18 protein-coding genes and 1 pseudogene are annotated in these 24,808 nt (G+C 71.0%); 6 read left to right on the forward strand and 13 right to left on the reverse strand.

Annotated elements, in window-relative coordinates; translation table 11 throughout:
• Positions 1-36 precede the first annotated feature (36 nt).
• Complete coding sequence (locus LXT23_RS39555) at positions 37-1,542, reverse strand: sigma-54 interaction domain-containing protein (RefSeq protein ID WP_253985637.1); 1,506 nt, start codon at positions 1,540-1,542, stop codon at positions 37-39.
• 151 nt (positions 1,543-1,693) lie between these two features.
• Here LXT23_RS39555 and LXT23_RS39560 point away from each other — a divergent pair, with 151 nt between their 5' ends.
• The 3 genes and pseudogenes from LXT23_RS39560 (at position 1,694) to rsgA (ending at position 4,790) form a co-directional block, all read left to right on the forward strand.
• Positions 1,694-3,391 carry a hypothetical protein gene (locus tag LXT23_RS39560; protein WP_253985638.1) on the forward strand — a complete coding sequence of 566 codons (1,698 nt, stop codon included), beginning with the start codon at positions 1,694-1,696 and terminating at the stop codon, positions 3,389-3,391.
• Between the two features lie 115 nt (positions 3,392-3,506).
• Positions 3,507-3,695: pseudogene (locus LXT23_RS39565) on the forward strand (IS3 family transposase); the annotation flags it as partial.
• 654 nt (positions 3,696-4,349) lie between these two features.
• Positions 4,350-4,790: a GTPase RsgA gene (gene rsgA / locus LXT23_RS50510; protein WP_253985639.1), complete on the forward strand. Its 441-nt coding sequence runs from the start codon at positions 4,350-4,352 to the stop codon at positions 4,788-4,790.
• A 51-nt stretch (positions 4,791-4,841) separates the two neighbouring features.
• Here the strand turns inward: rsgA and LXT23_RS39575 are convergent, their stop codons facing one another.
• From LXT23_RS39575 to LXT23_RS39600, 6 genes are all read right to left on the reverse strand, one after another.
• Positions 4,842-5,378 carry a heme NO-binding domain-containing protein gene (locus LXT23_RS39575; protein WP_253985640.1) on the reverse strand — a complete coding sequence of 179 codons (537 nt, stop codon included), beginning with the start codon at positions 5,376-5,378 and terminating at the stop codon, positions 4,842-4,844.
• A gap of 149 nt (positions 5,379-5,527) precedes the next feature.
• The gene (locus LXT23_RS39580) at positions 5,528-5,821 is read right to left on the reverse strand and encodes a hypothetical protein (RefSeq protein WP_253985641.1); all 294 of its coding nucleotides are present in this window, start codon (positions 5,819-5,821) and stop codon (positions 5,528-5,530) included.
• A 91-nt stretch (positions 5,822-5,912) separates the two neighbouring features.
• Positions 5,913-7,976, reverse strand: a complete 2,064-nt coding sequence (locus tag LXT23_RS39585; protein ID WP_253985642.1) for a PAS domain S-box protein — start codon at positions 7,974-7,976, stop codon at positions 5,913-5,915.
• Between the two features lie 11 nt (positions 7,977-7,987).
• Positions 7,988-9,517 carry a sensor histidine kinase gene (locus LXT23_RS39590; RefSeq protein WP_253985643.1) on the reverse strand — a complete coding sequence of 510 codons (1,530 nt, stop codon included), beginning with the start codon at positions 9,515-9,517 and terminating at the stop codon, positions 7,988-7,990.
• 11 nt (positions 9,518-9,528) lie between these two features.
• A complete protein-coding gene (locus tag LXT23_RS39595; protein WP_253985644.1) occupies positions 9,529-9,990 on the reverse strand; it encodes a response regulator in 462 nt (153 codons plus the stop codon).
• Between the two features lie 205 nt (positions 9,991-10,195).
• Positions 10,196-10,951 (reverse strand): class I SAM-dependent methyltransferase, encoded by a 756-nt coding sequence (locus LXT23_RS39600; protein WP_253985645.1) that lies wholly within the window; start codon positions 10,949-10,951, stop codon positions 10,196-10,198.
• A 213-nt stretch (positions 10,952-11,164) separates the two neighbouring features.
• Between LXT23_RS39600 and LXT23_RS39605 the strand changes: the two genes are divergently transcribed.
• The gene (locus tag LXT23_RS39605) at positions 11,165-11,767 is read left to right on the forward strand and encodes a hypothetical protein (RefSeq protein WP_253985646.1); all 603 of its coding nucleotides are present in this window, start codon (positions 11,165-11,167) and stop codon (positions 11,765-11,767) included.
• Between the two features lie 141 nt (positions 11,768-11,908).
• Positions 11,909-13,282 carry a TAXI family TRAP transporter solute-binding subunit gene (locus tag LXT23_RS39610; RefSeq protein ID WP_253985647.1) on the forward strand — a complete coding sequence of 458 codons (1,374 nt, stop codon included), beginning with the start codon at positions 11,909-11,911 and terminating at the stop codon, positions 13,280-13,282.
• Between the two features lie 436 nt (positions 13,283-13,718).
• Here the strand turns inward: LXT23_RS39610 and LXT23_RS39615 are convergent, their stop codons facing one another.
• The 5 genes from LXT23_RS39615 to LXT23_RS39635 form a co-directional block, all read right to left on the reverse strand.
• Positions 13,719-14,657: a TolB family protein gene (locus LXT23_RS39615; RefSeq protein WP_253985648.1), complete on the reverse strand. Its 939-nt coding sequence runs from the start codon at positions 14,655-14,657 to the stop codon at positions 13,719-13,721.
• 152 nt (positions 14,658-14,809) lie between these two features.
• Positions 14,810-15,616: a LytR/AlgR family response regulator transcription factor gene (locus tag LXT23_RS39620; RefSeq protein WP_253985649.1), complete on the reverse strand. Its 807-nt coding sequence runs from the start codon at positions 15,614-15,616 to the stop codon at positions 14,810-14,812.
• A complete protein-coding gene (locus LXT23_RS39625; protein WP_253985650.1) occupies positions 15,613-16,746 on the reverse strand; it encodes a sensor histidine kinase in 1,134 nt (377 codons plus the stop codon). The genes LXT23_RS39620 and LXT23_RS39625 overlap by 4 nt, the downstream gene beginning before the upstream one ends.
• 103 nt (positions 16,747-16,849) lie before the next feature.
• Positions 16,850-17,398, reverse strand: a complete 549-nt coding sequence (locus tag LXT23_RS39630) for a hypothetical protein (RefSeq protein WP_253985651.1) — start codon at positions 17,396-17,398, stop codon at positions 16,850-16,852.
• Between the two features lie 14 nt (positions 17,399-17,412).
• A complete protein-coding gene (locus LXT23_RS39635; protein WP_253985652.1) occupies positions 17,413-19,002 on the reverse strand; it encodes a carboxypeptidase-like regulatory domain-containing protein in 1,590 nt (529 codons plus the stop codon).
• Between the two features lie 218 nt (positions 19,003-19,220).
• Here LXT23_RS39635 and LXT23_RS39640 point away from each other — a divergent pair, with 218 nt between their 5' ends.
• The gene (locus LXT23_RS39640) at positions 19,221-22,121 is read left to right on the forward strand and encodes a PAS domain-containing sensor histidine kinase (RefSeq protein WP_253985653.1); all 2,901 of its coding nucleotides are present in this window, start codon (positions 19,221-19,223) and stop codon (positions 22,119-22,121) included.
• 8 nt (positions 22,122-22,129) lie between these two features.
• On the opposite strand, the gene thrA is transcribed toward LXT23_RS39640, so the two are convergent.
• Positions 22,130-24,598, reverse strand: a complete 2,469-nt coding sequence (gene thrA / locus LXT23_RS39645; protein ID WP_253985654.1) for a bifunctional aspartate kinase/homoserine dehydrogenase I — start codon at positions 24,596-24,598, stop codon at positions 22,130-22,132.
• Between the last annotated feature and the right edge of the window lie 210 nt (positions 24,599-24,808).

Consider the following 24,808-nt stretch of genomic DNA (forward strand, 5'->3'; position numbering starts at 1 on the left):
CTGACCATGCCGGCGTTCCTATCAATGACCGTGCCATCAGTCGTGGACCTCGTACTTCGCAAGCCAGTTCGTGAGGGTCTGGTAGCTTGGCAGCCCCACCAGCTCCGCCGCACGGGTCTTGTTTCCCTGAGCTTCGTCCATGGCGCGGCGCAGGTAGTCGCGAGCGACGTCTCTCAACAATTCCGGCAGGTTGAAGCCACCACCGAGCGGCCTGCCGAGCACGTCCCGCCGGCTGGAGGCGGCCACGGGGAGCAGGGCCTCACGAGTGTCCTCAACGGAGATGGAGGCGCCCTCGCTCCAGATGGCGGCGCGGCGCAGGGTGTTGAGCAGCTCGCGCACGTTACCGGGCCAGGCATGTGAGAGGAGAAGATTCCTTGCACCAGCGGAAAGCTTCTTCTCCCGGTATGCCGGCTCGCTGGCCGCCTCGCGGTTCACCTGTTCCAGAAGGTGGTCGATGAGCGCACCCAGGTCGCCGACGCGCTCCCGAAGCGGCGGAATCTTGAGGACGGCAACGGCGAGCCTGTAGAAGAGATCCTCGCGGAACCTGCCTGCGGCGATCTCCTCCGTGAGCGTCCTGTGAGTGGCGGCGATGATGCGGACGTCGACCTTGAGCGGCTTCGTGGCGCCCAGGCGCGCAACCTCGCCCTCCTGGAGCACGCGCAGCAGCTTCACCTGAGCAATGCGGGGAAGCTCGCCGAGCTCGTCGAGGAAGAGCGTGCCGCCGTCGGCGGCTTCGAAGTAGCCCTTGCGCGGCTGCTTCGCGTCGGTGAACGCACCCTTCTCGTGGCCGAAGAGCTCGGACTCGACGAGCTCTGCGGGGATGGCACCGCAGTTGACGGCGATGAAGGGGCGCTCGTGCCGGGGGCTCGCCCGGTGGATGGCCCGCGCGAGCATCTCCTTGCCCGTGCCAGACTCGCCCTCGATGAGCACGGGTACGTTGCGGAACGCGACGCGGCGCGCGCGCTGGATGAGCCGCGCCATCACCCGGCTCCGGTGGATGATGTCGGCGAATTCGGGCGCGGCCGGAGGCTCGCCCGCGCTGGCCTGGCGCAGCCGCTCGTCCTGCTCGCGCAGCAAGTCGGGGATGAAGTCCGCCGAGATGTCGAAGGGCACCGAGACGGTGCGGACGCCGTGGGCCCTGGATGACTCGATGAGCTCGGCGGGGAAGCGTGTCTTGCCGAGGAGAATCCAGACGGCCGCCATGGCCGGCGTGCCGGGGCTCAGGTGAAAGGAGAGCGCGACGTCGCGGGGGCGGTCGTTCAGCGCGCGCTGCACTCCGCGCACGGCGGCCTCGTGAATTTCACCAAACTCCGTGGGGCCGCTGAGCCGCTCGTACAGGACCTCGATGCGCGCCTTCGTCCGGCCTCCGAGCCACTTCACGTAGGGTGAGACCTGGGAGGCCTCGTAGTCCGACAGCAGGAAGGCCTCGTCGAAGGCGCGGGCGTCGAGCGCCTGCGCGATGGGGCCCGCGCCCACCTCCTCGCCCTCGGTGGGGGCCCGGAGGTCAGTCCTTCCGACCCAGGCGACAAGCACCTTGCGCATGGGGAGACGCTACAAGCTCTCTTGCCTCTGAACAATAAATCTTGTTGACCTCCTCCAGACTGGCCTACCTGCTCCGAGAGTGGGAGCGACCCGGCGAGTGGGCGCTCCATCGCTGGCGCGGCCCATGCAGTGGGTGCCCGCCATGACAAACATGATTCGCATCCCACAGGTTGAAGTCTCCGTTGTCTGTACCTCCGAGCAGGTCGCGGCGGAGGTGCGCGACCGTCGCCCGGACAGCCTCGCCCTCTTCGGCGACCTCGGCGAGGGGCAGCGGGAGCAGCTCGTCCTCGACGCGTGGAGCATCGGCTTCCGGGCGCTCCATAACGCGCATACCGCCGCACAGGAGGCGAAGCTGAAGGACGTGGGCGAGGCCCTCGTCTCGGACGTCGACAGACAGCTCCGTGCCCACGTCGACCAGCAGCAGGAGATGATGGCCTCCGTGCTCCGGACTTTCTTCGACCCGAAGGACGGGCAGGTGACGCAGCGCCTTGCGGCCTTCGTCGAGGACCAGGGCGTTCTCGCGCGGCTGCTCGACAGGTATCTCGGCCCGGGAAACAGCGTGCTCGCCGAGGCCCTCGCGCGGCAGGTGGGTGAGACGAGCCCTCTCTTCAAGAAGCTGAGCCTCACTGAGAGCGACGGCCTGGTGAAGGTCCTCGAGGGGCAGCTCCGGGTGGTGATGAACCACGGACACGCGGAGTTGGTGCGCGCATTGGACCCGCTCGCCGAGGATGGCGCCGTCGCCCGGTTCCTCCGCAGCCTCCGCGAGGAGCTGAAGGGGGCCGACGAGGACCGCGCCAAGCAGCTCTCTGCGGCGCTCGCCGCGCTGAACGCGAACGACGAGAATTCGCTCCTGAGCCGCCTCGTGCGCGAGACGCACCGTGCCCGCCAGGAGGTGCTGTCGGCGGTGAATCCGGACGCGCCCGACTCGCCCATGTCGATTCTGAAGGCGAGCCTCACGAAGCTCCTCCAGGAGCAGGGCGCGACGCAGGGGGCCCTCGCCCGGCAACAGGAGGAGCGCCAGGCACGCTTCGAGAAAGAGGTCCGCGAGGCGCTAGCCCGCATCGAGACCCGGCGGGCCCAGGAGCAGAAGAGCACGCGCGGCGGGCTCGTCTTCGAGGACGCGGTCGTCTCCTTCCTCCAGGACGCCACGCGGGCAGCTGCCTGCGTCCTGGACGTGACGGGCGCGACGGCAGGCATTGGCCGGTGCAAGAAGGGCGACGCGGTGCTCCGGTTCACCGACGAGAGCGCCTTCGCCGGGGCGTGCGTGGTGTTCGAGGCGAAGCGTGACGCGACCTACACCGTGCAGAAGGCACTCGATGAACTCGACGCCGCGCGCAAGAACCGGGAGGCCGTCGCGGGCGTGTTTGTGATGGCACGCTCGCATGCGAGCGAGACGTTCCCGAGATTCATGCGCTACGGGAGCAATGTCCTCGTGAGCTGGGACGAGCAGGATCCGGCGACGGACGCCTACCTTCAGGCGGCCGTGCTCCTCGGGATGGCGCTTGTCACGCGTAGCCGCACGACAGGCGACACGGGCGACATCACCGCCCTGAGGGACGTCGAGACGCGCATCGAAGCCGAGCTCACTCGCCTCGAAAAGGTGGAGAAGTACGGCGACGCCATCCGCAAGAACGTGGATGGCATCAGCGACGAGGTACGCAAGGCCCGGAAGGCCCTCGACGTTCTGCTCCGGAAGGCGCAAGACACCCTGCAGGCGCTGAAGGTCGAACTCCACGATGAGGGGGCCGAGCGCGGCTCGCCGATTGGGCTGCCGAACGGCGCCTTCCGGGCGCCGGTACTGCCCCTCCCTGGTGTCGCAGTGGCATCCCTTGCCTCGTTGAACGACTAAACCATCCGGGTAAATCTTGGCCTACCCTGCGAGGGCGAGCAGGAGTCATCAAGCGTCGGAAGCCGCATAGGCGGCCCAACTGCTTCAGGAGGTGGATGACAGCAAATGGGCTTGCGCGGACCGCGGCACCTCGAAGACCTCCAAGCCCGTGGCCCTGCTGATGGCGGACCTGAGCATGACGAAGACGTATTCCAGGCCCCATGTCTCCAGCGACAACCCCTTCATTGAGGCGCACTTCAAGACGCTGAAGTACTGGCTTGGCTTTCCTCAACGCTTCGGCTGTCTCCAGGACGCCTGCGACTTCTTCTACGGCGCTGGCGGCTGCGGCGCCCGAATCTACAAGAGCTGGAACTACTGAGCTGACGTAGCAGCGGCCCGCTCCGGATGTGCACCGGAGCGGGCCGTCCTCCGGGCGTCGTGCCCTCGCCCCATCCGCTGGCTATGGACTGTCGTCGCGAGCCGCGGGGCCCGAAGTGGCAGGACGTGACGGAGTCAGGGCGGGGAGGTAGCACGCGCCCTTGTATTCAACGCCGCCCCACTCATCACAATCCTTCACGTCCACGGGGAGCTTCGTCCAACAGCCGCCATTGAGGCGACCTGCACCTTACCGGGGCAGCGGCCCTTGTCGTCCGGACGCCGCTGCCCGGGGAGGGGCTTCGGTGGCAGGTCTGCCGCGATGCAGGACCACACGGAGGGGGTTTTCTTCGGCCCCACCGGCGCCGTCAGCGCGGAGTCCCCGTGGGCCACGGTGCCGCCATCCTCTGACTCTTCCTGCTCCGCAAGGAAGGCCGCTGCGGGCTCCTCGAAGGGACTCACGTTCGGCAGCCCCCTGTCGCTCAGCGCGAGTGTAGCTCCGAGGCCGACGGCCGCGAACCCCGACCACTTCTGCATTCGAGGGGGCTGCACCGTGACGCGCTGGGGGAGGGGAGAGAGGCGCGCGGGCCGCGGCTCTTCTCCTGTGAAGAGCGGCACGTCCGCCTCGCTTCCGGAGGTCCGCGCCGACGACAGCCGGGGCCGCCACACCACCACGCACCGTGAGCTCTTCGTGCTGCCCCACGGCGGGCTGCTCATCGACAGGCCCGGGATGCGCGAGCTGGGGGTGTGGGGTGAGGAGGAGGGCGTGGGCCAGGTGTTCGCGGACATCCTCGCGCTGGCGGAGGGCTGCCGCTTCACGGACTGCGAGCACCGGAGCGAGCCGGGCTGCGCGGTGCGGGGCGCCGTGGCGGCGGGCACGCTGCCCCAGGCGCGGGTGGACAGCTTCGAGAAGCTGCGGCGCGAGCAGGCGCACCAGGCGCGCCAGGTGGACGCCGTCGCGCGGCGCGAGCAGAAGCGCAGGGAGCGCAGCAACACCCTCCTGGGCTGGGAGGCGGGGAGGTCCAAGCGGCGCGGACGTGACTGAGCGCTGAGACGGGACGGAGGCGGCGGGGGCGTTTCCCGCCGCCTCCGTCCTTTACCGGGCGCGTCGGACCTGGAACTCGCAGCTCGGCGCGCCCTTCGTCATGCACTGGCTCTCGAGGACCTCCACGGGCTGCTCCATCGCCCGGCCGATGCCCCGGATGAAGCCGATGCCCACGGCGCACAGCTGGCGCTTGGACATATAGGACACCTGCACCAGGTCCGGCGCCACGCGGCGGCAGACCAGGTGCGGCGGCGTGGCCAGTGGATCATTCCGCACGCGGTCGTGGATGCGCTCCACGTGCTCGACGAGGTCGAGCACGCTCCACTCCGGCTGGATGACCGCCTTGTAGCCGCGCAGCAGGTTGGGGGCGATGTACTCGCCGAAGTCCTCGAGGATGGCGCGGGCCGGCTGGCCCGTCAGCTTCGAGGCCGCGGTGACGAGCGCCACCGCCTCTTCATCCGGATACGACTTGAAGGCGAGATAGATGCGCTTGGGAAGCCGGGCCTCCCTGAGCAACTTCTCCCAGCCCTGCTCTCCCATCCGGGCAAGGGTGTAGCGGTTCAGCTCATTGAAGATGATGCCGTGCATGTGGGGGTGTGGGCTCCTGAAGAGGCGTGGCGACCCACGCCTCATGGCCCGGAGTATCCGCTCACATGTTCCGAGGGCTGTAGCGCTGGCCGAGCAGCGGACGAGCGGGGCTGACGTGACTTCCCCAGGTCACCACCCACCCCTCGGCATCAGTACGTCTGCCAGCCGCTGTCCTTGCAGGTGGAGGGGCAGTGGGCCTCGCACCGGCTCTGGGCGCGGGGCTTCGACATGGTGGCGTACTCACACGCCAGGGACTCGTACTCGAAGAGCTCCCCGTCGTTGGGGCACGTGTAGTAGCCGTAGCTGCAGATGTTCGCGTGCACCTCGCCGGGAGCCTCGGCGCCCTCGGGCGCCTGCTCCTGCTCCACGGGGCCGCCACAGCCCACGCTCATCACGCTCACCAGCACACCGCACATCGCCAGCCACTTGCTCATGGTCTTCATGGTCGAAATTGCTCCGTCAATGAGGGCCCTGGAATCCGGGCACTCTGTCAACGAGGCAGGGGCTGAATCTTCCTCTCTTCCTTCCCCATGCTCATGCCTGGACGGCTCGTGCGGGAGCCCCCTCCGCCCCGAGCTGTAGCTCCACGCGCGGCAGGGTGAAGTGGAAGGTGGCGCCCTTGTCCACTTCGCTCTCGGCCCAGGTGCGTCCACCGTGGCGGGCGACGATGCGCCGCACGTTGGCCAGGCCGATGCCCGTTCCCTCGAACTGGTCTGCCCGGTGCAGCCGCTGGAAGACGCCGAAGAGCTTGTCGACGTACTGCATCTCGAAGCCCACGCCGTTGTCGCGCACCACCACCTCGACCTCCTCCTCCCCCACGCGAGCCCAGACCTCGATGACGGACTCCTCACGCGTCTTCGAGTACTTCAGCGCATTGGAGAGCAGGTTCCTGAGCACCAGCCGCAGCAGCGCCGGGTCTGCCTGGACTTCGGGCAGGTTCCCCACGCGCCACTGCACCTTGCGCCCCTCGGCCTCCGGCGCGAGCTCGCGCTGCGCCTCCGCCACGGCGTCCCGCAGGGACACCGGCGCCTTCTTCAGCTCGGTGCGGCCCATGCGGCTGAAGTCGAGCAGGTCATCCACCAGCTTGCCGCCCTGCCGGGCCGCGTCCGCGATGGTCTTCACGTGGCGGCGGCCGGTGGCGTCCAGGCTCTCGCTGGAGCGCGACTCGAGCAGCTGGGCGAAGCCCATGATGTGCCGCAGGGGCGCGCGCAGGTCGTGGCTCACCGAGTAGCTGAAGGACTCCAGCTCCTTGTTGGCCTCCAGCAGCGCCGCGGTGCGCTCCTGCACCCGCCGCTCGAGCTGCTGGTTGAACCGCCGCATCTCCTCCGCGGCCTGCCTGCTCTCCGTGATGTCGATGACGCTGCCGATGTAGCCCAGGTACTCGCCGGACGGGCTGAAGCGGGGCGAGGCCGCGTCGATGGCCCAGCGGTACTCCCCGTCCTTCCGCTGGAGCCGGTACTCGAGCTGGAAGGGCGCCTGCTTCGCGTTGGCCGCGAGGAAGACGTCCTGGGCCCGCTTCACGTCCTCCGGGTGGGTGGCCGACAGCCACCCGAAGCCCAGCCCCGTCTCCTCGGTCTGCCCCGTGAACTCGTACCAGCTCTTGTTGAGGTAGGTGCAGGAGCCCGAGGGGTCCGTCACCCACAGCATGACGGGGGCGTGGTCCGCCATGTTGCGGAAGCGCTCCTCGCTCTCCTTGAGCGCGGCCTCCATCCGCTTCTGCTCGGAGATGTCGTGGCCCTGGACGAAGATGCCCGACACCTTGCCATCCGCGCCCAGGATGGGCTGGTAGATGAAGTCCAGGTACGCCTCCTCCGCTGGCGCGTCGGCGTGCCGCTGCAGGGTGATGCGCACGCCGCGGCCGACGAAGGGCTCACCCGACGTGTAGACACCGTCGAGCAGGCCGATGAAGCCCTGTGCCACCACCTCGGGGAGCGCGTCCCGCACGGGCTTTCCCACCAGGTCCCGCCGTCCCACCAGCTGCTCGTAGGCGGGGTTGGTCAGCTCGAAGACATGCTCCCGGCCCCGGAGGAAGGCCATGAAGCTGGGGGCCTGCTGGAAGAGGCTCAGGAGGTGGCGGCGCTCGGAGTCGAGCACCCGATTGGCTTCCTGGAGCTTCCGGGCCCGGCCCAGCACCCCGGCCTCCATGGCCACGGCCGCGGCGGACCCCTGCCGCTCCTCGGCGGCCTGCTTGAGCTGCTGGAGCTCCGTCACGTCGACGGTGTGCTGGAGGATGTGGGTCACCTCGCCCTGCGCATCCAGCAGGGGCGTGTGGGTGGCGCTCCAGAAGCGCTCCACCACCACCACGCCCTGCTCGGTGTGCATGGGGACGCGGTAGGGGATGAGCGCCAGGACATCGGCCGCCCGCGTGGCGAGCACCCGCTCCAGGGAGCCGCGCAGCATCTGCACGCTCGCGTTGTTGGGGTCGTTCGGGTCGTGGGGAAAGAGGTCGAAGACGCCCCGGCCCTGGAGGTCCTCGAGCCGGCTCGCGGTGGCGCGCAGGTAGGCCTCGTTGGCCGTCACGTAGCGGAGCTGGCGGTCCAGCACCATGTAGGGGTTGGGCGAGAGCCGGAAGAGCTCCGCGAAGTCGAGTGGGCGCATGGAGGGGACCTCTAGGCGGAAGGGGCGCCGCGCGGCAGGCGGACGGTGAAGCAGGTGCCCTCGGCGGCCGTGGAGCTCACGTGGAGGGTGCCGCCATGGGCGCGCACGATGCTGTCCACGATGTACAGCCCCAGCCCGATGCTGCGGGTCTGCATGTCCGCGCGCACCGTGCCGCGATTCAGCGGCTTGAACAGGTCGGGAAGCCGCTCGGGGGGAATGGGCTCGCCCGGGTTGTGGACCTCGAGGAGCACCGCGTCCTCCTCGCCCCGGGTGCGCACCGTCACCACGCCGTCCCGGGGGGAGTACTGGAGCGCGTTGCCCACCAGGTTGGAGATGACCTGGGCCATCCGGTCCGGGTCCCACGCGCCTTGCGTGTCGCCCTCCTGGGTGAGCTCCAGCCTGCGCTCGGGATGGGCATGGCCCAGCTCGTCGAGCACCTGGCTCGCGAGCGCGTGCAGGCACAGCGGAGCGCGCTCGACGGGGATGCCGCCCAGCCGGGCCTGGGTGAAGTCGAGCAGGTCGCGAATCATGCGGCCCGCGCGCTCGGCGCTGGAGAGGATGCGCCGCACCGCGCCGGTGACCTTCTCCTCCAGGCCCTCGCGCTTGAGCAGCATGGCGGCCCCCAGGGTGATGGCATTGAGGGGGTTGCGCAGGTCGTGCGAGACGATGCCGATGAGCTGCTGCTCGAACTCGATGCGCCGCTTCACCTCTTCCTCGGCCTGCTTCTGCTGGGTGATGTCGGTCAGGAATCCCTCGAAGTAGTCCGGCCCTCCTGGCGGACCGGGCCGGGGCAGGGAGCGGCTCCACAGCCAGCGCTCCTCGCCCTGCCGGGTCCGGATGCGGTAGGTGAGCGTGAGCTGCCGCCGCTCGGCGAGCGCGGCCTTCGCTTCCCGCTCCAGCCGCTCCACGTCCTCCGGGTGGACGATGCTGTCCCAGCTCAGCGGCCCGCCCTCGGAGAAGGCCTCGGCGGGCCACCCGGTGAGCGCCAGGCACCCCTCGCTGGCGAACTCGAGGCTCCAGGGGTTGACGCCCGCCTTGCGCCGGAAGGCCATGCCCGGGAGGTTGGCCATGAGGGTGGAGAGGGTGTGCTCGCGCTCCTGCAGCCGGGCCTCGGCGCTCCGGCGCTCCGCCCGCTCGCGCGCCTCGCGCAGGGCGCGCTGGATGCTCGGCACCAGGCGCTCCAGCCGGTTCTTGAGCACGTAGTCGGTGGCGCCGCGCTTGAGCAGCTCGATGGCCCGCTCCTCGCCCAGGGCGCCCGAGACGAAGAGGAACGGCACCTCCGGACAGCGGTGGTGGCTGATGGCCAGGGCGCTCAGCCCGTCGAAGCCTGGGATGCTGTAGTCGGAGAGGACGAGGTCGAAGCGGCGCTCGGTCAGGGCCGCATGGAAGCTCTCGGCGCTGTCCACGCGGTGCAGCTCGAAGTCCAGCCCGTCCGCCTCGAGGCGCGCCGCGATGAGCTCGGCGTCCAGGGGGCTGTCCTCCACCAGGAGCAGGGCCAGCCTGTCTTCCGGTGCCTGCTCCTGGACGCGACGCTCCGCCAAGGCACGACCCCTCATGGCATGTTGGACCTGCGGAGCGAGCCCGGAGGTGGCTCGTTCACCACCGCCCAGAACAGCCCCAGCTCCTTCAGGGCCTGGACGAACTGGGGAAAGCCCACGGGCTTCACCACGTAGGCGTTGACGCCCAGCCCATAGGAGCGCGCCAGGTCGGCCTCCTCCCGGCTGCTGGTGAGCATCACCACCGGCACCGACTTGAGCTGCGGGCTCTGCTTCACCTGCTCGAGCACCTGCAGGCCATCCACCTTGGGCATCTTCAGGTCCAGCAGGACCACGGCCGGCAGGCCGGGCGGACGGTTGGCGAAGACCCCCTCATATTGCAGGTAGTCGAGCGCCTCACGGCCATCCCTCACCCACACCACCTCGTTGGCGAGCCCCGTCTCAGCGAACGCCTCCAGGGTCAGCTCCGCGTCGTTGGGACTGTCTTCCACGAGCAGCACGCGCTTCAGTTCCACCATCGGAGCTCCTCCCTATCGTGATTGACGAAAACCCCCAGCTTCGGATGTCCGAGGCGCGCGCGGAATTTCCATTGGTCAACAGCCCGCCCCGAGGTCCGGGGGCCGGCTGTCCAGCAGCCTGCTCGGACGGGCAGGGGGCGCACCGCGGGTGTGTGGCGGGGGCCCGGACGGTGCTGGCGTCCGGGAGCCGTGGCGCGTCACGAAGCTACGGCTTGGGGATGAGGATCAGGTCCTCGTCCTGCTCCAGGCGGTACACCCCATCGGCGCCCCGGCAGCGCTCGGCGTGCACGCGGACCTTGTCCTCGAGCGCGCGCACCTGGTCCGCGCTCATGGCCGCGAGCTGCGCCGCCGTGAAGCAGCCCTCGAGCACGAAGAAGCGGCAGAGCGTGTACATCTCCTCGAAGGTGTTCGTGGAGAACCCGGCCATCGTCGGGATGACCTCGTGCGGCAGCCGCAGCCGCCGCGCCGTGGCGGCGACATGCTCGCTGAAGACGAGGGTCTGCGTGAAGTCACGGCACAGCTCGTAGGTCGGCCCGCGGGAGGCGGCCATGACGAGCAGGCACGAGCCCCCGGGGCGGGTGAACGAGAGCAGCCTGTCGATGAACCCGCCCCAGTCGGAAGGGGGCACGTGGTACATGACGTGCGAGCACAGGACGAGGTCGTACTGCTCGGGCGAGTGGAAGCGCTCCAGCGGCTCGAGGAGGACCTTCGCCTTCTCGTGGGCGAAGCCGACAAGCTGGTCCGGGTTGGGCTCCACCAGCGTGAGCGAGGCGAAGCGCGGCGCGAGCCGCTCGGCCACCTTGCCGGACCCGGCGCCCACGTCCAGCAGGGTGGGGTGCTCCGGCAGCCGGGAGCCGAGCCGCTCCTCGACGACCCGGGCGATGTTCTCGGGGTGGCGCGCGGTGGCCGCGAGGATGCGGAACGCGGTGGCGTACTCCTGCTGCGACATCGTGATTCCCATGTGAGATTCCTCTTCCCGTTGTGCCGCTGAACGCCAGTGCTCGCGGAGTCCAGGACGGTAGCTCCCATGGGGGGGTCGTCGCACCCCAGGCGGAGCGACGCCGTGAGATTCTGATGCCATTGCGTTGCGCACGGCGGCACTGGTGGGGCGTGTTGTGAGCTGTCAGGAATGGAGAATAGAGTTTGCGCTTCTCTTCGCTGGAGCCTTCCCCGCATGCAAGCCTTCAAGCACGCTGTCTGGGTTTGTGCCGCCGTGTCCCTGTCCGCCTGTGGTGTCCCCGAGGAGCCCTCCCAGCAGGAGGCGCTGGCGGAGCAGCAGGCCGCGCTGGTCACCGGTACCTCGCAGGGCTGCACCTTCACCATCTCCAGCGCGCAGATTCCGAATGTCCTTCCGCCGCGCTGGCGCGTCACCCTGACGCGCTCCGCCTCGGTCACCTGCGCCCCGGGCGCGGGCAGCCTGGTGCTGGGGGAGTCCTACAACCCGCCCAGCATCGCGCTGCTGGCGAACAGCCTGGGCGTGGCCACGGCCTTCCCGTACAAGCACTCGCCGAGCGGCAGCTCCAACATCCAGTGCAAGGTCAACCACATCGACCCGGCCACGCTCGCGGTGGTGCGTGACACGAACATCGTCGCGTACTTCGGCATGGGCAACATCACCAGCTGCAACCTGGACCAGACGGATGCGGGCGCGACGCTGGTTGTCTATGGGATGAAGACGGGCGCCCTTCCGGGCGAGGTCGGCAACAAGGCCAACTACGTGGCCACGTACTACGACTTCTTCACCAGCACCACGCCGCCCGTCTACTACACCTATTGACAGACGCGGCCGCGGCTCCGGATAACGCGTGAAGTCCGTGAGCACCTGGGCCCGCGCTCCCGTCGGGCCTGGTCGCTCCCTTGGGGCCCATACGACCTGGGTGGGCCCTGAAGCACGGGTGGCGTCTATACTCGGCGCCTCATGAAGACTGACAAGCTCAAGGCCCAGCTCCGGCGCACGCTGCGGCGCGACCTGTGGATGACGCTCGGCCCCGCGCTGGCCCTCATCGCCATCGCGTTCGCGGTGACGTTCTACTTCGTCAAGCCCGCGCCTCCGAAGACGATTGTCATCGCGACGCCGCAGGACGAGGGCGGCTTCCGGTACTTCGCGCGCAAGTACGAGGAAATCCTCGCGCGCGACGGCATCAAGCTGGAGATGCGCCCGACGAAGGGCTCCGTCGCCAGCATCGAGCTGCTCTCCGACGAGTCCTCGGGCGTCGACGTGGCCTTCGTGCAGAGCGGCACCGTGGGCGCCGAGAAGGCCGAGCGCGTGGTGTCGCTCGGGAGCCTGTCGTACGTGCCGCTGTGGGTCTTCTACCGGGGAGAGCCCATCGAGGACGTGCGCGACCTGAAGGGCCGGCGCATCTCGGTGGGGGCGGAGGAGAGCGGGACGCGCGCGCTGGCCCTCACCATGCTGGAGGCCAACAAGGCGGACCAGGCCCCCACGCAGCTGGTGGCGCTCGGCCGCGATGAGTCCATCGAGCAGCTCAAGCAGGGAGCGGTCGACGCGATATTCATCGTCGCCACCGCGGAGGCGCCCGCCATCAAGAAGCTCGCGGCGGTGCCCGGCGTGCGGCTGCTCAGCTTCTCGCGGGCCGAGGCCTATGTCCGCCGGTACACCTACCTCTCCCGCCACGTGCTGCCCCGCGGCGTGTTCGACCTGGCGGCGGACGTCCCGGCCGAGGACGTGACGCTGCTGGCGCCCACCGCCAACCTGGTGGCGAGGGACTCGCTCCACCCCGCGCTGGCGTACCTGCTGCTGCGCGCCGCGAGCGAGGTCCATGGCAAGGCTGGCATGCTCGACAAGACGGGGGAGTTCCCGGCGCCGATGGAGGCGGGCGTGCCCCTGAGCAGCGAGGCCCGCCGCTACTACGAGTCCGGCGTCCCGCTGCTGCAGCGCTACCTGCCATTCTGGGCCGCCAACCTGGTGGACCGCCTGTGGGTGATGCTCGTGCCCATCATCGCCGTGGTGGTGCCCCTGGTGCGCGCCGTGCCCGCGCTGTTCCTCTGGCGGGTGCGCTCGCGCATCGTCCGCTGGTACGCGCGCCTCAAGGAAATCGAGCTCCAGCTCGATGAGAATCCCAACGCGGACCGGCTCACCGACATGATGCGGCGGCTCGATGAGGCGGAGCGCGAGGTCAATCGCATCCCCATGCCGCTCTCGTATTCTGAGAATCTCTACTTCTTCCGCGAGCACATCGAGGTCGTCCGGCGGCGGCTGGCCCGCCGGCTCTCGGACGCGCAGCACGAGGAGGCCGCGGCGGGCCTCGCCCCTGGAGCGAAGGCCACGGGCTGAGCGGGTGGGCTCGCAGCCGACGCCCCGGGGTGTGGGAGCCTGTGCGGATGCGGGCACCGCGAAAAAAAGTGAAAAGGCCCGCTCAAGGATTTGGGGGCCGTGCGTTTGAATTATTGAAGGTGGGGGCGCCAGGCAGAGCCGAAGCGCTCAAGGGTTCAGACGCAGAGCGTCTGAGAGGGGGTTGGGAAGGGTGTCCGGGTAATCGACGGCACTCGGATTTTTCGGACGCACTGCGTCTGAGTGGGGGGGAAGCCGGCCCGGGGGGGCTTGCTTCCAAAAGGGGGGCGCTCCGCTGGCTGGGAGCGCGACGTCATTGGGAGCACGTCGAGGGGGCGTGCTCCCAATGTTTTTTTCTGGAGCTCTCGTCAGAGCGGCTCACGCGGCGGGGAGTGCGTCGGGGGGCGCGCTCCCCGCTGTGTTCTTTTTATGGGTCTGATTACGGCTCCGCGTCCTCGCCGGTGGCGCAGGGCTCGCCGGGGCGCAGCAGGCCCCGGACGCGGACGTGGAAGAGGTCCGCGGGCAGGTACTCGGGCTCGTACTCGTGGCGCACGAAGAAGAGGGTGCGCTCGTCGGGCGACAGGGACGGGTGGTACTCGTCCTGCGAGGTGTTCACCGTGGGCCCCAGGTTGCGGGCGGGCTGCCACCGGCCCCGGACGCGCTCGGCCGTGTAGAGGTCCCCGTAGCCGTAGCCGTCCTCGCGGCCGATGGACGCGAAGAGCAGCGTCTGGCCGTCGGCGGTGATGGTGGGGTTGAAGTCCAGCGTCTCCGTGTTGATGGCGGGGCCCAGGTTCTCCGCGGGCCCGTAGGTGCCGTCCCGGCGCGGGTGCGCGCGCCAGATGTCCCAGATGCCGTAGCCGCCCGGCCGGTCCGAGCCGAAGTACAGCGTCCCGTACGCGTCCACGCTGGGGTACAGCTCATCCGAGGTGCTGTTGACGAGCGCGCCCAGGTGGCGCGGCTCGCTCCAGCCGTCTCCCCGGCGCTCCACCACCCACAGCTCCACGTCCTCGCGGGGCGCGCCATTGACGGGGCGGATGGAGGAGAAGAACAGGCGGCGCCCGTCCGGGGAGACGAACGGGTCGATGTCGCTGTACACGCCGGAGAACGGCGCCACGCGCGGCTCCGTCCAGCGGCCGTGGCGCCACTCGGAGTAGAGGATGGTGGACTGCCGCGAGACGGGGAACAGCTCCTCGCCCACGCCCCAGAAGGCGGTGCGCCCGTCCGGGGTGAAGACGATGCGGTACTCCTCCTGGCCCGGCAGCGAGACGAGGCCGGGGAGGAACACCTCGGGCACGAGGGGCGCGGAGGCGGAGGCGGACGGCGCGAGCAGCGACAGGGCCAGCGCGGCGAGCAGCGCGGGCGGGGACTTCAGCGACATGGAGGACTCCTGGTCAGCGGTGACACGCGAGGGAGAGGGCTGCCCCGCTCCCACCGTGGCCTCACAGGTACGCCCGCGCCGCGCCGCCGTCAGGGATGCGGGGACGGGCCGGACCGCGCCTGGGACGAACGGGCGTGGAGCGGGGACGGCCCTCAGCGCGAGCCCGGCGCCGCGGGGCCCAGCCCCAGGGCCTGCTCCACGCGCGCGCGGTGGCTGCGGCCGGTGCGCACCGCCGTGCCCGCGCCCAGCACGAGCAGGTACTCACCCTGGGACAGCGGCTCCAGCTCGCGCACGTGGTCCAGGTTCACCAGCACCGAGCGGTGCACGCGCACGAAGCGCCGCGTGTCCAGCCGCTCCTCCAGGTGCGTCAGCGTCTCGCGCATGACGTGCTGTCCGTCCGCGGTGTGGACGCGCACGTAGTTGGCCTCCGCCTCCACGTGGGTGATGGCGGCGCAGTCGAGGAAGCGGATGCGGCCGTCCTCCTTCACGGGCAGCCGCCGCAGCGGCGCCTGGGCCAGGGCCAGGCCCGACAGCAGCGCTTCCTGGCGGGGGCCCGCGTCTCCCCGGCGCACCAGCCGCACCTGCTGCCGCGCCCGCGCCAGCGCCGCGCGGAAGCGCTCCCGGTCATACGGCTTGAGGAGGAAGTCCAGCGCCTGGGCCTCGAAGGCCCGCACCGCGTACTGCTGCCAGGCGGTGACGAAGACGACCACGGGGACGGACTCCGGCGGCAGCGCGCGCAGCACCTCGAAGCCGTCTCCGGCCGGCATCTCGATGTCCAGCAGCAGCACGTCCGGCGCGTGGGTCAGCACCGCGCGCACCGCCTCGGCGCCGCTGGCCGCCTCGGCCACCAGCGCCACGTCCGGCTCCGTGCCCAGCAGCGCCCGCAGGCGCTCACGGGCCAGCGGCTCGTCGTCCGCCACCGCCACCCGCAGGGGCGCTTCACCCGTACCGGCGCTCACGCCGCGCTCCCCGGGGCCACCTCGCGCAGGGGCAGGCGCAGCTCCGCCACCGCCCCCCTGGGGATTCCGGGCCTGAGCTCCAGCACGGCCCGGGAGCCATAGAGCGTGGCCAGGCGCGCGCGCAGGTTGGACAGGCCCACGCCGCCGCCGCGCCTGGGCAGGCTCGTCGCGGGCAGCCCCATTCCATCGTCCTGTACCTGCACGCGCAGCGCCTCGCCGTCGCGCTCGGCGCAGATGCGCACCCGGCCGGGCTCGGCGCGCGGGGCCAGCCCGTGGCGGATGGCGTTCTCCACCAGCGGCTGCAGGGCGAGGTGGGGGACGCGGGCCTCCAGCACGTCCGGCGCCAGGCTCCACTCCACCTCCAGCCGGGAGCCGAAGCGCGTGCGCTCGATGTCCAGGTACGGGGCCAGCGCCGCCAGCTCCTCTCGCAGCGTCACCTCCTGGCGGTCCCCGGACTCCAGGCTGTGGCGCAGCAAATCTCCCAGCCGCGCCAGCATCCGCTCCGCCCCGTCCGGGTCTGTGTGCACCAGCGAGGCCACCGCGTTGAGGGCATTGAAGAGGAAGTGCGGCCGCAGCTGCGCCGCGAGCCCCTGGAGGCGCGCCTCCGCCAGCTGCGCCTGGAGCTGGTCCGCGCGGCGCTGCCGCACGTGCGCGCGCCGGGCCAGCCCCAGCGCATGGGCGCCCGCCGTCAGCAGCAGCCAGGTGAGGAGGTTGTTGGCCACGCTCTGCACGAGCACGTCGCCCACGCGCGGGGCCCGCTCGTACCAGCCGATGACGTCCTGGGTGAGCAGCACGAAGGCCGCGCGTCCCAGCACCACCAGCACCAGCGCCCCCAGGTGGGCCGCCACCGCGCGGGCCGCGCGCCCGGCGCCCAGCGGGAGCCGCTCGGACAGCCGCAGGCACATGACGGTGATGGGGACCCAGAGCAGCGAGCTGGCCAGCGCCATGGGCCACAGCGAGCCCTTGTCGACCTCCGCCTCGCCGATGCCCTGCAGCAGGCGCACCTGGCTGACGGTGACGACGGCGTCCGTCAGCCACCAGGCCACCGTCCCGGTCCACACCGCCCAGGAGGGCAGGGGGGGCACCTCACAGCGCCAGGGTTCCGGAGAGTCCTGCTCGAGCTCGCGCATGGCCCGGCAACCTAGCGACGCGCTGGGATGGCCGCCACCGGGCCTGGGACGAATGGCCGCACGGGCGGGGACGAGCCGGCGTCCCCGCCCACTTCCGGACCGGCTACTGCCCGCCGCCGGACGGCATGACCTTGATGCGCTGGCCGTCCTCGCCCGTCACGGTGGTGCCGGTGGACTTCTGCTGCTCCTTGGAGGGCGTGCCCACCGCGAAGCTGGCGACCTTCGACTGGTGCGCGCCCCGGAAGTTGCCGGTGACGGCCACCACGAGGTGCGAGCGCCCGGCGCCCGGCGTGAAGGTCACGTCGAAGCTGGACTCCCCGGCGGCCACGAAGCTGGCGCCGTCCACGGGCGTGGGGGCGCTCTTCACCGTGAGGCCGTCCACGCCGGAGATGTTCACCTGGACGTCCGTCGCCGGGGCGTCGAAGCGCAGGGTGACGCGGGCCCGGTCCTTGTCGAGCTCCGCCTTCACGTCCACGGGGGCGCTGGGCTTCGCGGTGTCGGGCCTGTGGGTCTTGGTCATGTCGGACCGGGCGGCCGACGGGGTCTCCGGCTGGCCGCTCGGGGTGGAGGCGGACTTCGCCTGGGAGGAGCAGGCCACCGGCGCCGAGAGCGCGAGGAGGCCCGAGAGGACTGCGAGTGCCTTGCGGTTCATGTGTGCTCCTGACGTCATGGGCTCGTGATGGAGAGGCTAACGGGGTAGTTGGCTTCCGTCTCCGAGAAGCCGGTCACCACCAGCACGTACCTGGCGTCGAGCTGGCTGTTGAAGGTGAAGGACTCCTCGCCGAGCAAGCCCGTGTCGGCCGAGCCCACCACCTCACCCAGGCGGTACGCCTCGATGCCCACGTCCTCGCTCGCATTCGACGCGGCGATGCGCATGGGGCGGCCCGTGCCCGTGAACACGAAGTACCGGTTCTGCTCCTGCTTGTTGTAGTCGTCGCCACCGCGCAGGTTGAAGGTGGTGGTGTACGGGTACGTCGCCGGCACGTTGACGTACATGGCGCGCAGGCTCGCGTCGCCGTCGCCGAAGGCCGACGTCACCGAGCCCACGCTGTAGTGCGCCACCAGGGTGTCCACCGCCGCCGCGCTCACGCCGTTCTGCGCCTTGAGGCCGGTGAGGAAGGCGCCGAGGGTCGTCAGCGCCTCGGTGGACTTCTGCGGGCCCACCAGGACGTCGTGAATCGTCCCGAGGTTGTAGGACACGGTGTCGTACGTGGGCTCGTTGGTACCGGAGTCGAACAGGTCATAGAGGATGCGCATGACGCTGGACTCCGAGAACACGCCCGGCAACGGGTCATCCGTGGGGACGGGCGCCGTCTCCGCGTCGAAGCCGAAGGCCGTCAGCCCGCGCGAGCCGCTCCAGAAGGTGTCGGCGTACATCGGCTCCGGGAGGATGATGGCCGCCAGGGCATTCCCGTAGCCCTCGCCGAAGGACAGGCGCGGGTCCAGCACGTCGCCGGAGCTATGGGGGCCGCCCGGGCTGTCCGAGCGGGACAGGTTGCCCTCGAAGTAGTGCCCCCACTCGTGGACGATGACGTGGTTGTCGAACTCGTCGGTGTCCGCCCCGTCCCGGCCGAGGATGTAGATTTCGTTCTCGTTGAAGGAGAAGTGCGACGTGCCAATCTGGCCGAGCGCCTTGTTGCCGCCCTGGGGGACGTTGTCCGGGCTCCAGTTCACCTTGAGCGCGGGGAAGTTCACCGTGCGGACCGCCATGAAGGCCTGGGCGGCGGTGTACATGCTGTCGAGGATGGCGAAGGGCGCCGCCGTGCGCCGGGTGTTGTTGAAGGACGACCCCGTCCAGCCATGGGCCGCGTGCAGGTCCTTGCTGGTGGTGTCGGCGTCGATTTCGGTGCCGACCGCCCAGATGGCGTCCCCATCCGTGTTGTCCTCGACCTGGATGTCCGGCGTCGCGGTCTTCGCGAGCGCGTAGAACATCAGGTCGTCGTCGCCGCTCGGCGTGAAGGTGAGCGTGTACTTCCCCTCCGCGTCCGTGGTGGCGGTGGTCAGCACCTTCGTTCCCTGCCGCACCTGCACCTGGGCGCCGCGCACGGGCTTCACGACAGTCTGGTTGAAGGCCAGCGTGCCCGAGCGGGTCGTCGCCGAGTAGGTGGACGGCACGAAGTCGTACGTCACCTTGCCGCTCAGGGTCACCGGCTCGCCATCGCCCTCATCATCGGAGCACCCCGCCAGCGTGAAGGCGAGCGCGAGCGCGAGCGCCTTCCGGGTATGGCCCCATACAGACCTGCGAGACACGAACATTCCGTCCTCCCCCTGCCCCTTTGCTTGTCGAGGGCAGCCGCGCATTCTGGGCAGGTCGGCGGCCAACTTCAAATGCACCTTTGGGGGGACGTGCCGAATCCGGTTTTCCGGGAGTGGGTGGGGCCAGGGGAAGTCGGTGCCGGGTGCCTCGCTCTGGCACCAGGGCTGTAGAAGCATCGCAGTGTCAATAATGCCCCGCCGAGCCGCGGGGCGGTTGGTTGGCGGCGTGGCCGGGCGGGGCCTGGCTGGTCGCTGACTCGCTGGTTGGTGCGCCCATCGTCCGGCAGCACCTTTCAGGGGTGACGTTCATCGAGGGTGCTGGAGAGGAGTCGAGCCGGGAGGAGGCCACGGTCCGGACGGAGCGGGAGCGGCTGCTCCACCGCCAGTCCGTGCTGCTGGAGCAGTCCGCCCTGCTGGAGCTGGCGGCTGCCCAGGCGCCCGACTTCCAGGCCGGGCTGCGGCGCATCCTCAAGAGCGACGCGGAGCTGCTGGGCGTGTCGCGCGTGAGCTACTGGTCCCTGGACCTGGAGGCGCGCGCCCTCGAGTGCGACCTGCTCTACGTGCGGGAGCGGGATGCCTTCGAGCGCGGAGCCCGGCTGCTGGAGCGCGACTTCCCCAGCTACTTCCACGCCCTGCTGAACGAGCTGTACATCGCCGCGGACGATGCCCGGCGGGACGCGCGCACCCGCGAGTTCACCACCAGCTACCTGGAGCCGCAGGGCATCACCTCCATGCTGGATGTCCCCGTGTGGGTGCGGGGCCGGCTGGGCGGGGTGGTGTGCCACGAGCAGGTCGGCCGGCCCCACGCCTGGACGGCGGAGGAGCTGGCCTTCTCCCGCTCCATCGGCCACGTGCTCTCCATGGCGCTGGAGACGGCGGGGCGGCGCCGGGCGGAGGCGTTCCTCGAGCAGAGCGAGGAGCGCTTCCGGCTGCTGGCGGACGGCGTGAAGGACCAGGCCCTCGTGATGCTGGACCCGGAGGGGCGCGTGGTGAGCTGGAATGCCGGGGCGCGGCGCATCCTGGGCTACGACACGGGGGAGGCGCTCGGGCGGCACGTGTCGGCCTTCCTGCCTCCAGAGGGCGTGGAGCACGACCTCGTCCAGGCGCGGCTGCGCGTCGCGGAGGCGCGCGGGCAGGTGGAGCTGGAGGAGTGGCGGCAGCGCAAGGATGGCTCGCGCTTCTGGGCCCGCATCGTGCTGACCTCGCTGCGCGACGCGGAGGGCCGGCTGAGCGGCTTCGCCGAGGTCAGCCGCGACATGACGGAGCGCAAGGTGGCCGAGCTGCAGCGGCGCCTGCTCGCGGAGGCCAGCCTCGCCGAGCAGCGCCAGCGGCTGCTGGCCGAGGTGAGCGCCGTCCTGGTGTCCTCGCTCGACTCCGAGGCGGCGCTGACGGCCGTCGCGCGCCGGGTGGTGCCCCAGCTCGCGGACACGGCGCTCCTCCATCTCCAGGAGGACGGCACCCCGCGGCGGGTGGCGTGCGCGCATGCCCCCGGGAGCGCGGCGGCGCGGCTCCATGGGGACGCGGCGGAGGAGGGGGACGGAATGGGGCCCCCGGCGGAGCTGGTCCGGGTGCTGCGCACGGGCCGCCCCCGGCTCATCCCGGACACGCAGAAGCTCTTGCGGCGGCTGGGGACGCGGGGCGCCTGCCGCTTCCCGTTGCTCGAGCTGTTCCGTCCGGCCTCCGCGCTCGTGGTGCCGCTCATCGCCCGGGGGCGCACCCTGGGCACGCTCACGCTGCTCCGGGAGCAGCCTGGCCACCCGTACACGGGGGAGGACCTGTCCCTGGCGGAGGAGCTGGCGCGGCGCAGCGCGTATGCGGTGGACAACGCGCGCCTGTACGTGGAGCTGCGGCGGGCCGAGCAGTCCCAGCGCTTCCTGGGCGAGGCGGCCCGGGTGCTGGTGGAGTCGCTCGACTACGAGACGACGCTCGGACAGGTGGCCCGCCTCGGCGTGCCCCTGCTGGCGGAGTGGTGCGTGGTGGACATCGTCGAGGAGGGCAACGTCCTGCGCCGCGTGGCGGCCGCGCATGCCAACCCGGAGAAGGAGCCGCTGCTGCGCGAGCTCCAGAGGCGCTACCCGGCACGCTGGGACTCGAACCCTCCGGCGACACGGGTGCTGCGCACCGGCAGGCCGGAGCTCTTCGCCGAGCTGACCGACGCGCTGCTGCTGCCGACGGTGGAGGACGCCCGGCACGCGCGGCTCATCCGGGAGCTGGGCACGAAGACGGCCCTGTCCGTTCCCCTGGTGGCGCGGGGCCGCATCCTCGGGGCCCTGACCTTCGGCTCGGCCGTGCCCGGGCGCCGGTATGGTGAGACGGACCTGCTGCTCGCCCAGGAGCTGGCCCACCGCACGGCGCTGGCCATCGACAACGCCCGGCTCTACCAGCAGGCGCAGCAGGCCGTCAGCCTGCGGGACGAGTTCCTCTCCATCGCCTCGCACGAGCTGCGCACCCCCATCACCACGCTGCACCTGCAGCTGCAGCACCTGCAGCGGCTGTGCTCGAAGACGCAGGAGCCGGCGCTGTGCCAGAAGCTGGAGGCCTCCACCAAGCAGATCCACCGGCTGGACAAGCTCATCGACGGGCTGCTCGACGTGTCACGCATCAGCCTGGGGCAGATGCGCTTCGACCTGGAGACGCTGGACCTGAGCCAGCTGGCCCGGGAGGTGCTGGAGCAGTTCCAGCAGGATGCCGGGAATGCACGCTGCGAGCTGGTGCTGCGCGCGCCGGCGCCGGTGACGGGCCGCTTCGACCGGCTCCGCCTGGAGCAGGTGCTGGCGAACCTGCTGTCCAACGCCATCAAGTACGCCGCCGGCAAGCCGGTGGTGGTGGAGGTCGAGGACCGGGGGGACTTCGCCCGGCTCTCCGTGGTGGACCAGGGCATCGGCATCTCGGAGCAGGACCTGGGGCGCATCTTCGGCCGCTTCGAGCGCGCGGTGTCCTCCCACCACTACGGAGGCCTGGGGCTGGGCCTCTTCATCACCCGGCAGATCGTGGAGGCGCATGGCGGCTCCATCGAGGTGACGAGCCGGCCCGGAGCGGGCTCTACCTTCACGGTGTTCCTGCCGCGCCGGTTCCTGGCCGGCGCGGAGGACTCCGGGGACGCGGCCGCCGCGCGCTGACGCCCGCGTCAGGGCAGCGGCACCTCGACGAGCCGGAGGATGTCCGCGAGCACACCGGCCGCCGTCACCGCCGCGCCCGCGCCATAGCCGCGAATCACCATCGGGGTGGGGCTGTAGCGCTCGGAGAGGAAGCTGAGCGCATTCTCGCCGCCCTTCACCGCCGCGAGCGGGTGCTCCAGCGGCACGGCCACCAGACCGACCGAGCACCCCTCAGGGGTGACGCTGCCCACGTAGCGCAGCACCTTGCCCTCCTGGCGGTGCGCGTCCACGCGGCGCTGGAAGCCCGCGTCCACCTGGGGCAGGCGGGCCAGGAACGCATCCAGCGGGCCGGAGGCGTCGAAGTCCGCGGGGAGCAGCGAGTCGAGGGCCACGCCCTCCAGCTCCTCGGTGCGGCCAATCTCGCGGGCGAGGATGAGCACCTTGCGCGCCACGTCGGTGCCGTGGAGGTCGTCGCGCGGGTCCGGCTCCGTGAAGCGCCGCTCCATGGCGGTGCCCACGGCCTGGGACAGCGGCACGCCCTGCTCCGTCAGGCCGAGGATGAAGGACAGCGAGCCGGAGAGGATGCCCTCCACGCGCAGCACCCGGTCGCCGGTGCGCAGCATGTTCTTCAGGGTGTCGATGACGGGCAGGGCCGCGCCGACGTTCGTCTCGTAGAGGAAGCGGCGCTGGTGCCGCGACGCCGTGTCACGCAGCTTGCGCCAGTGGCTCCACCGGCCGGAGTTGGCCTTCTTGTTGGCCGTCACCACGTGCAGGCCGGCCTCCATCAGCGACGGGTAGGCGAGCGCCACGTCCTCGCTGCTGGTGCAGTCCACGAAGATGGGCCGTCCGGGCCGCTTCGCCCGGGCCCAGTCGCGGAAGGTGTCCAGCGCGGGGGTGGTCTCTCCCGCGGCCAGCCGCTCCTGCCAGCCGTCCAGGGGAAGCCCCTCGCCGGAGGCCACGCAGCGCTTGCTGTTGGAGATGGCGCACACGCGCAGGTCCACGCCGTGGGCGCGCAGCTTGGGGGCCTGCTGCTGGACCTGCCGCAGCAGCTCCGCGCCCACGCTGCCCACGCCCGCCACCAGGAGCTCGACGACCTCCGTCGTGCCGAAGCAGCGGCCGTGCACGTGGGCCAGGGCGCGCGGGCCGTCCGCCTCGGAGATGACCGCGGAGATGCTGCGCTCGCTGGAGCCCTGGGCGATGGCGGCGATGCTGCAGCCCACGTCCGCCAGGGCGGCGAAGAACGTCCCCGCCACGCCGACGCGGTGGCGCATCCCATCACCGACGATGCTGAGCACCGCGAGCCCGCCCTGGCGCTCAATCGCGTCCACCTTGCCGGCCTCGCGCTCCACCTCGAAGGCGGCCTCGAGGGCCCGCACGGCGCGCTCGGCCTCGGCCTGCTGCACGCAGAAGCTGATGGAGCACTCGCTGGAGCCCTGGGTGATGAGCACCACGGAGATGCCCGCGTGGGCCATGGCCTCGAAGACGCGGGCGGCGGTGCCCGGCACGCCCTTGAGGCCCGCGCCGGCGATGTTGACGAGGGCCACGTCGCGCAGGAAGGACAGGCCCCGCACCGGGTGCTGGGGCGGCGCGGCGGCGGCCGTCACGCGGGTGCCCGGGTGCTCGGGGCGGAAGCTGTTGCGCACGGAGACGGTGATGCCGCGCTCGCGGGCGGGGGCGATGGTCTTCGGGTGCAGCACCTTGGCGCCGAAGTAGGCCAGCTCCATCGCCTCCTCGAAGCTCACCTCCGGCAGCGGGAAGGCCTCCGGGACGAGGCGGGGGTCCGCGCTGAAGATGCCGTCCACGTCGGTCCAGATTTCCAGCAGCTGCGCGTCCAGCGCCGCCGCCGCCAGCGCGGCCGAGTAGTCCGAGCCGCCGCGGCCGAGCGACAGCGTCTTGCCCCGGCCGTCCCCGCCGAAGAAGCCCGGCATCAGCAGCAGCTCCGGGCCCCCCGCGCGCAGCGTGGCGAAGCGCGCGCGGGTCTCCTCCATGAGCGGCGTGGCCTGGAGCGGGTCGCCCGCGCAGATGATGACGTCGCGCGGGTCCACCGGGTGCGGGGCCAGCCCCCGGGCGTCCAGCAGCGCCGCGAGGATGAGGCAGGAGGCGCGCTCGCCGAGCGCGGAGAGGTGCGCGAGCACGGACGGTGAGCACTCGCGCAGCAGGCCGACGCCCTGGAGGAGGCCGCGCAGCTCGGAGTCCAGGGCGGCGAGCCCCGCCTCGAGCGCGCGCTGGCGGGAGGCGCCCAGCTCGCCGGCCAGCTCCCGGACGATGGTGGCGTGGGCGCTCTCGAAGCGGGTGCGGAGCTCGTGCACCCGGGCGCTCTCCGGCCCCTCGTCCTGCGCCAGGCGCCCCGCGTCCACCAGGAGGTTGGTGATGCCGGACACGGCCGAGGCGACCACCATCACCCGCGTCTCCTGGCGCGCCGCCGCCGTCAGGTCCACCACACGGCGCAGCTGCTCGGCGCCGCCCACGCTGGTGCCACCGAATTTCATCACGCGCATGACGCCACCTCGCGCAGGGACGGCGGGGAGGAGGGGCGGTGCTGCCGGCGGGTCGTCTGGGAGGTGGGCTGCATGCGGGGCTCCTGGGAAGACGGCAAAAACGAAAAGGCCCCGCGCCGGAGAGCGCGGGGCCGAGCTGGGGAACCTGGAGGTTTCCGAGCTAGACCGCCCGCGCTCCGCGGGGAGTCGTGGTCGTGGAGGTAGTCGTGG

Origin of the sequence: Pyxidicoccus xibeiensis, assembly GCF_024198175.1 — a bacterium.
GTDB classification, from domain to species: Bacteria; Myxococcota; Myxococcia; order Myxococcales; family Myxococcaceae; genus Myxococcus; species Myxococcus xibeiensis.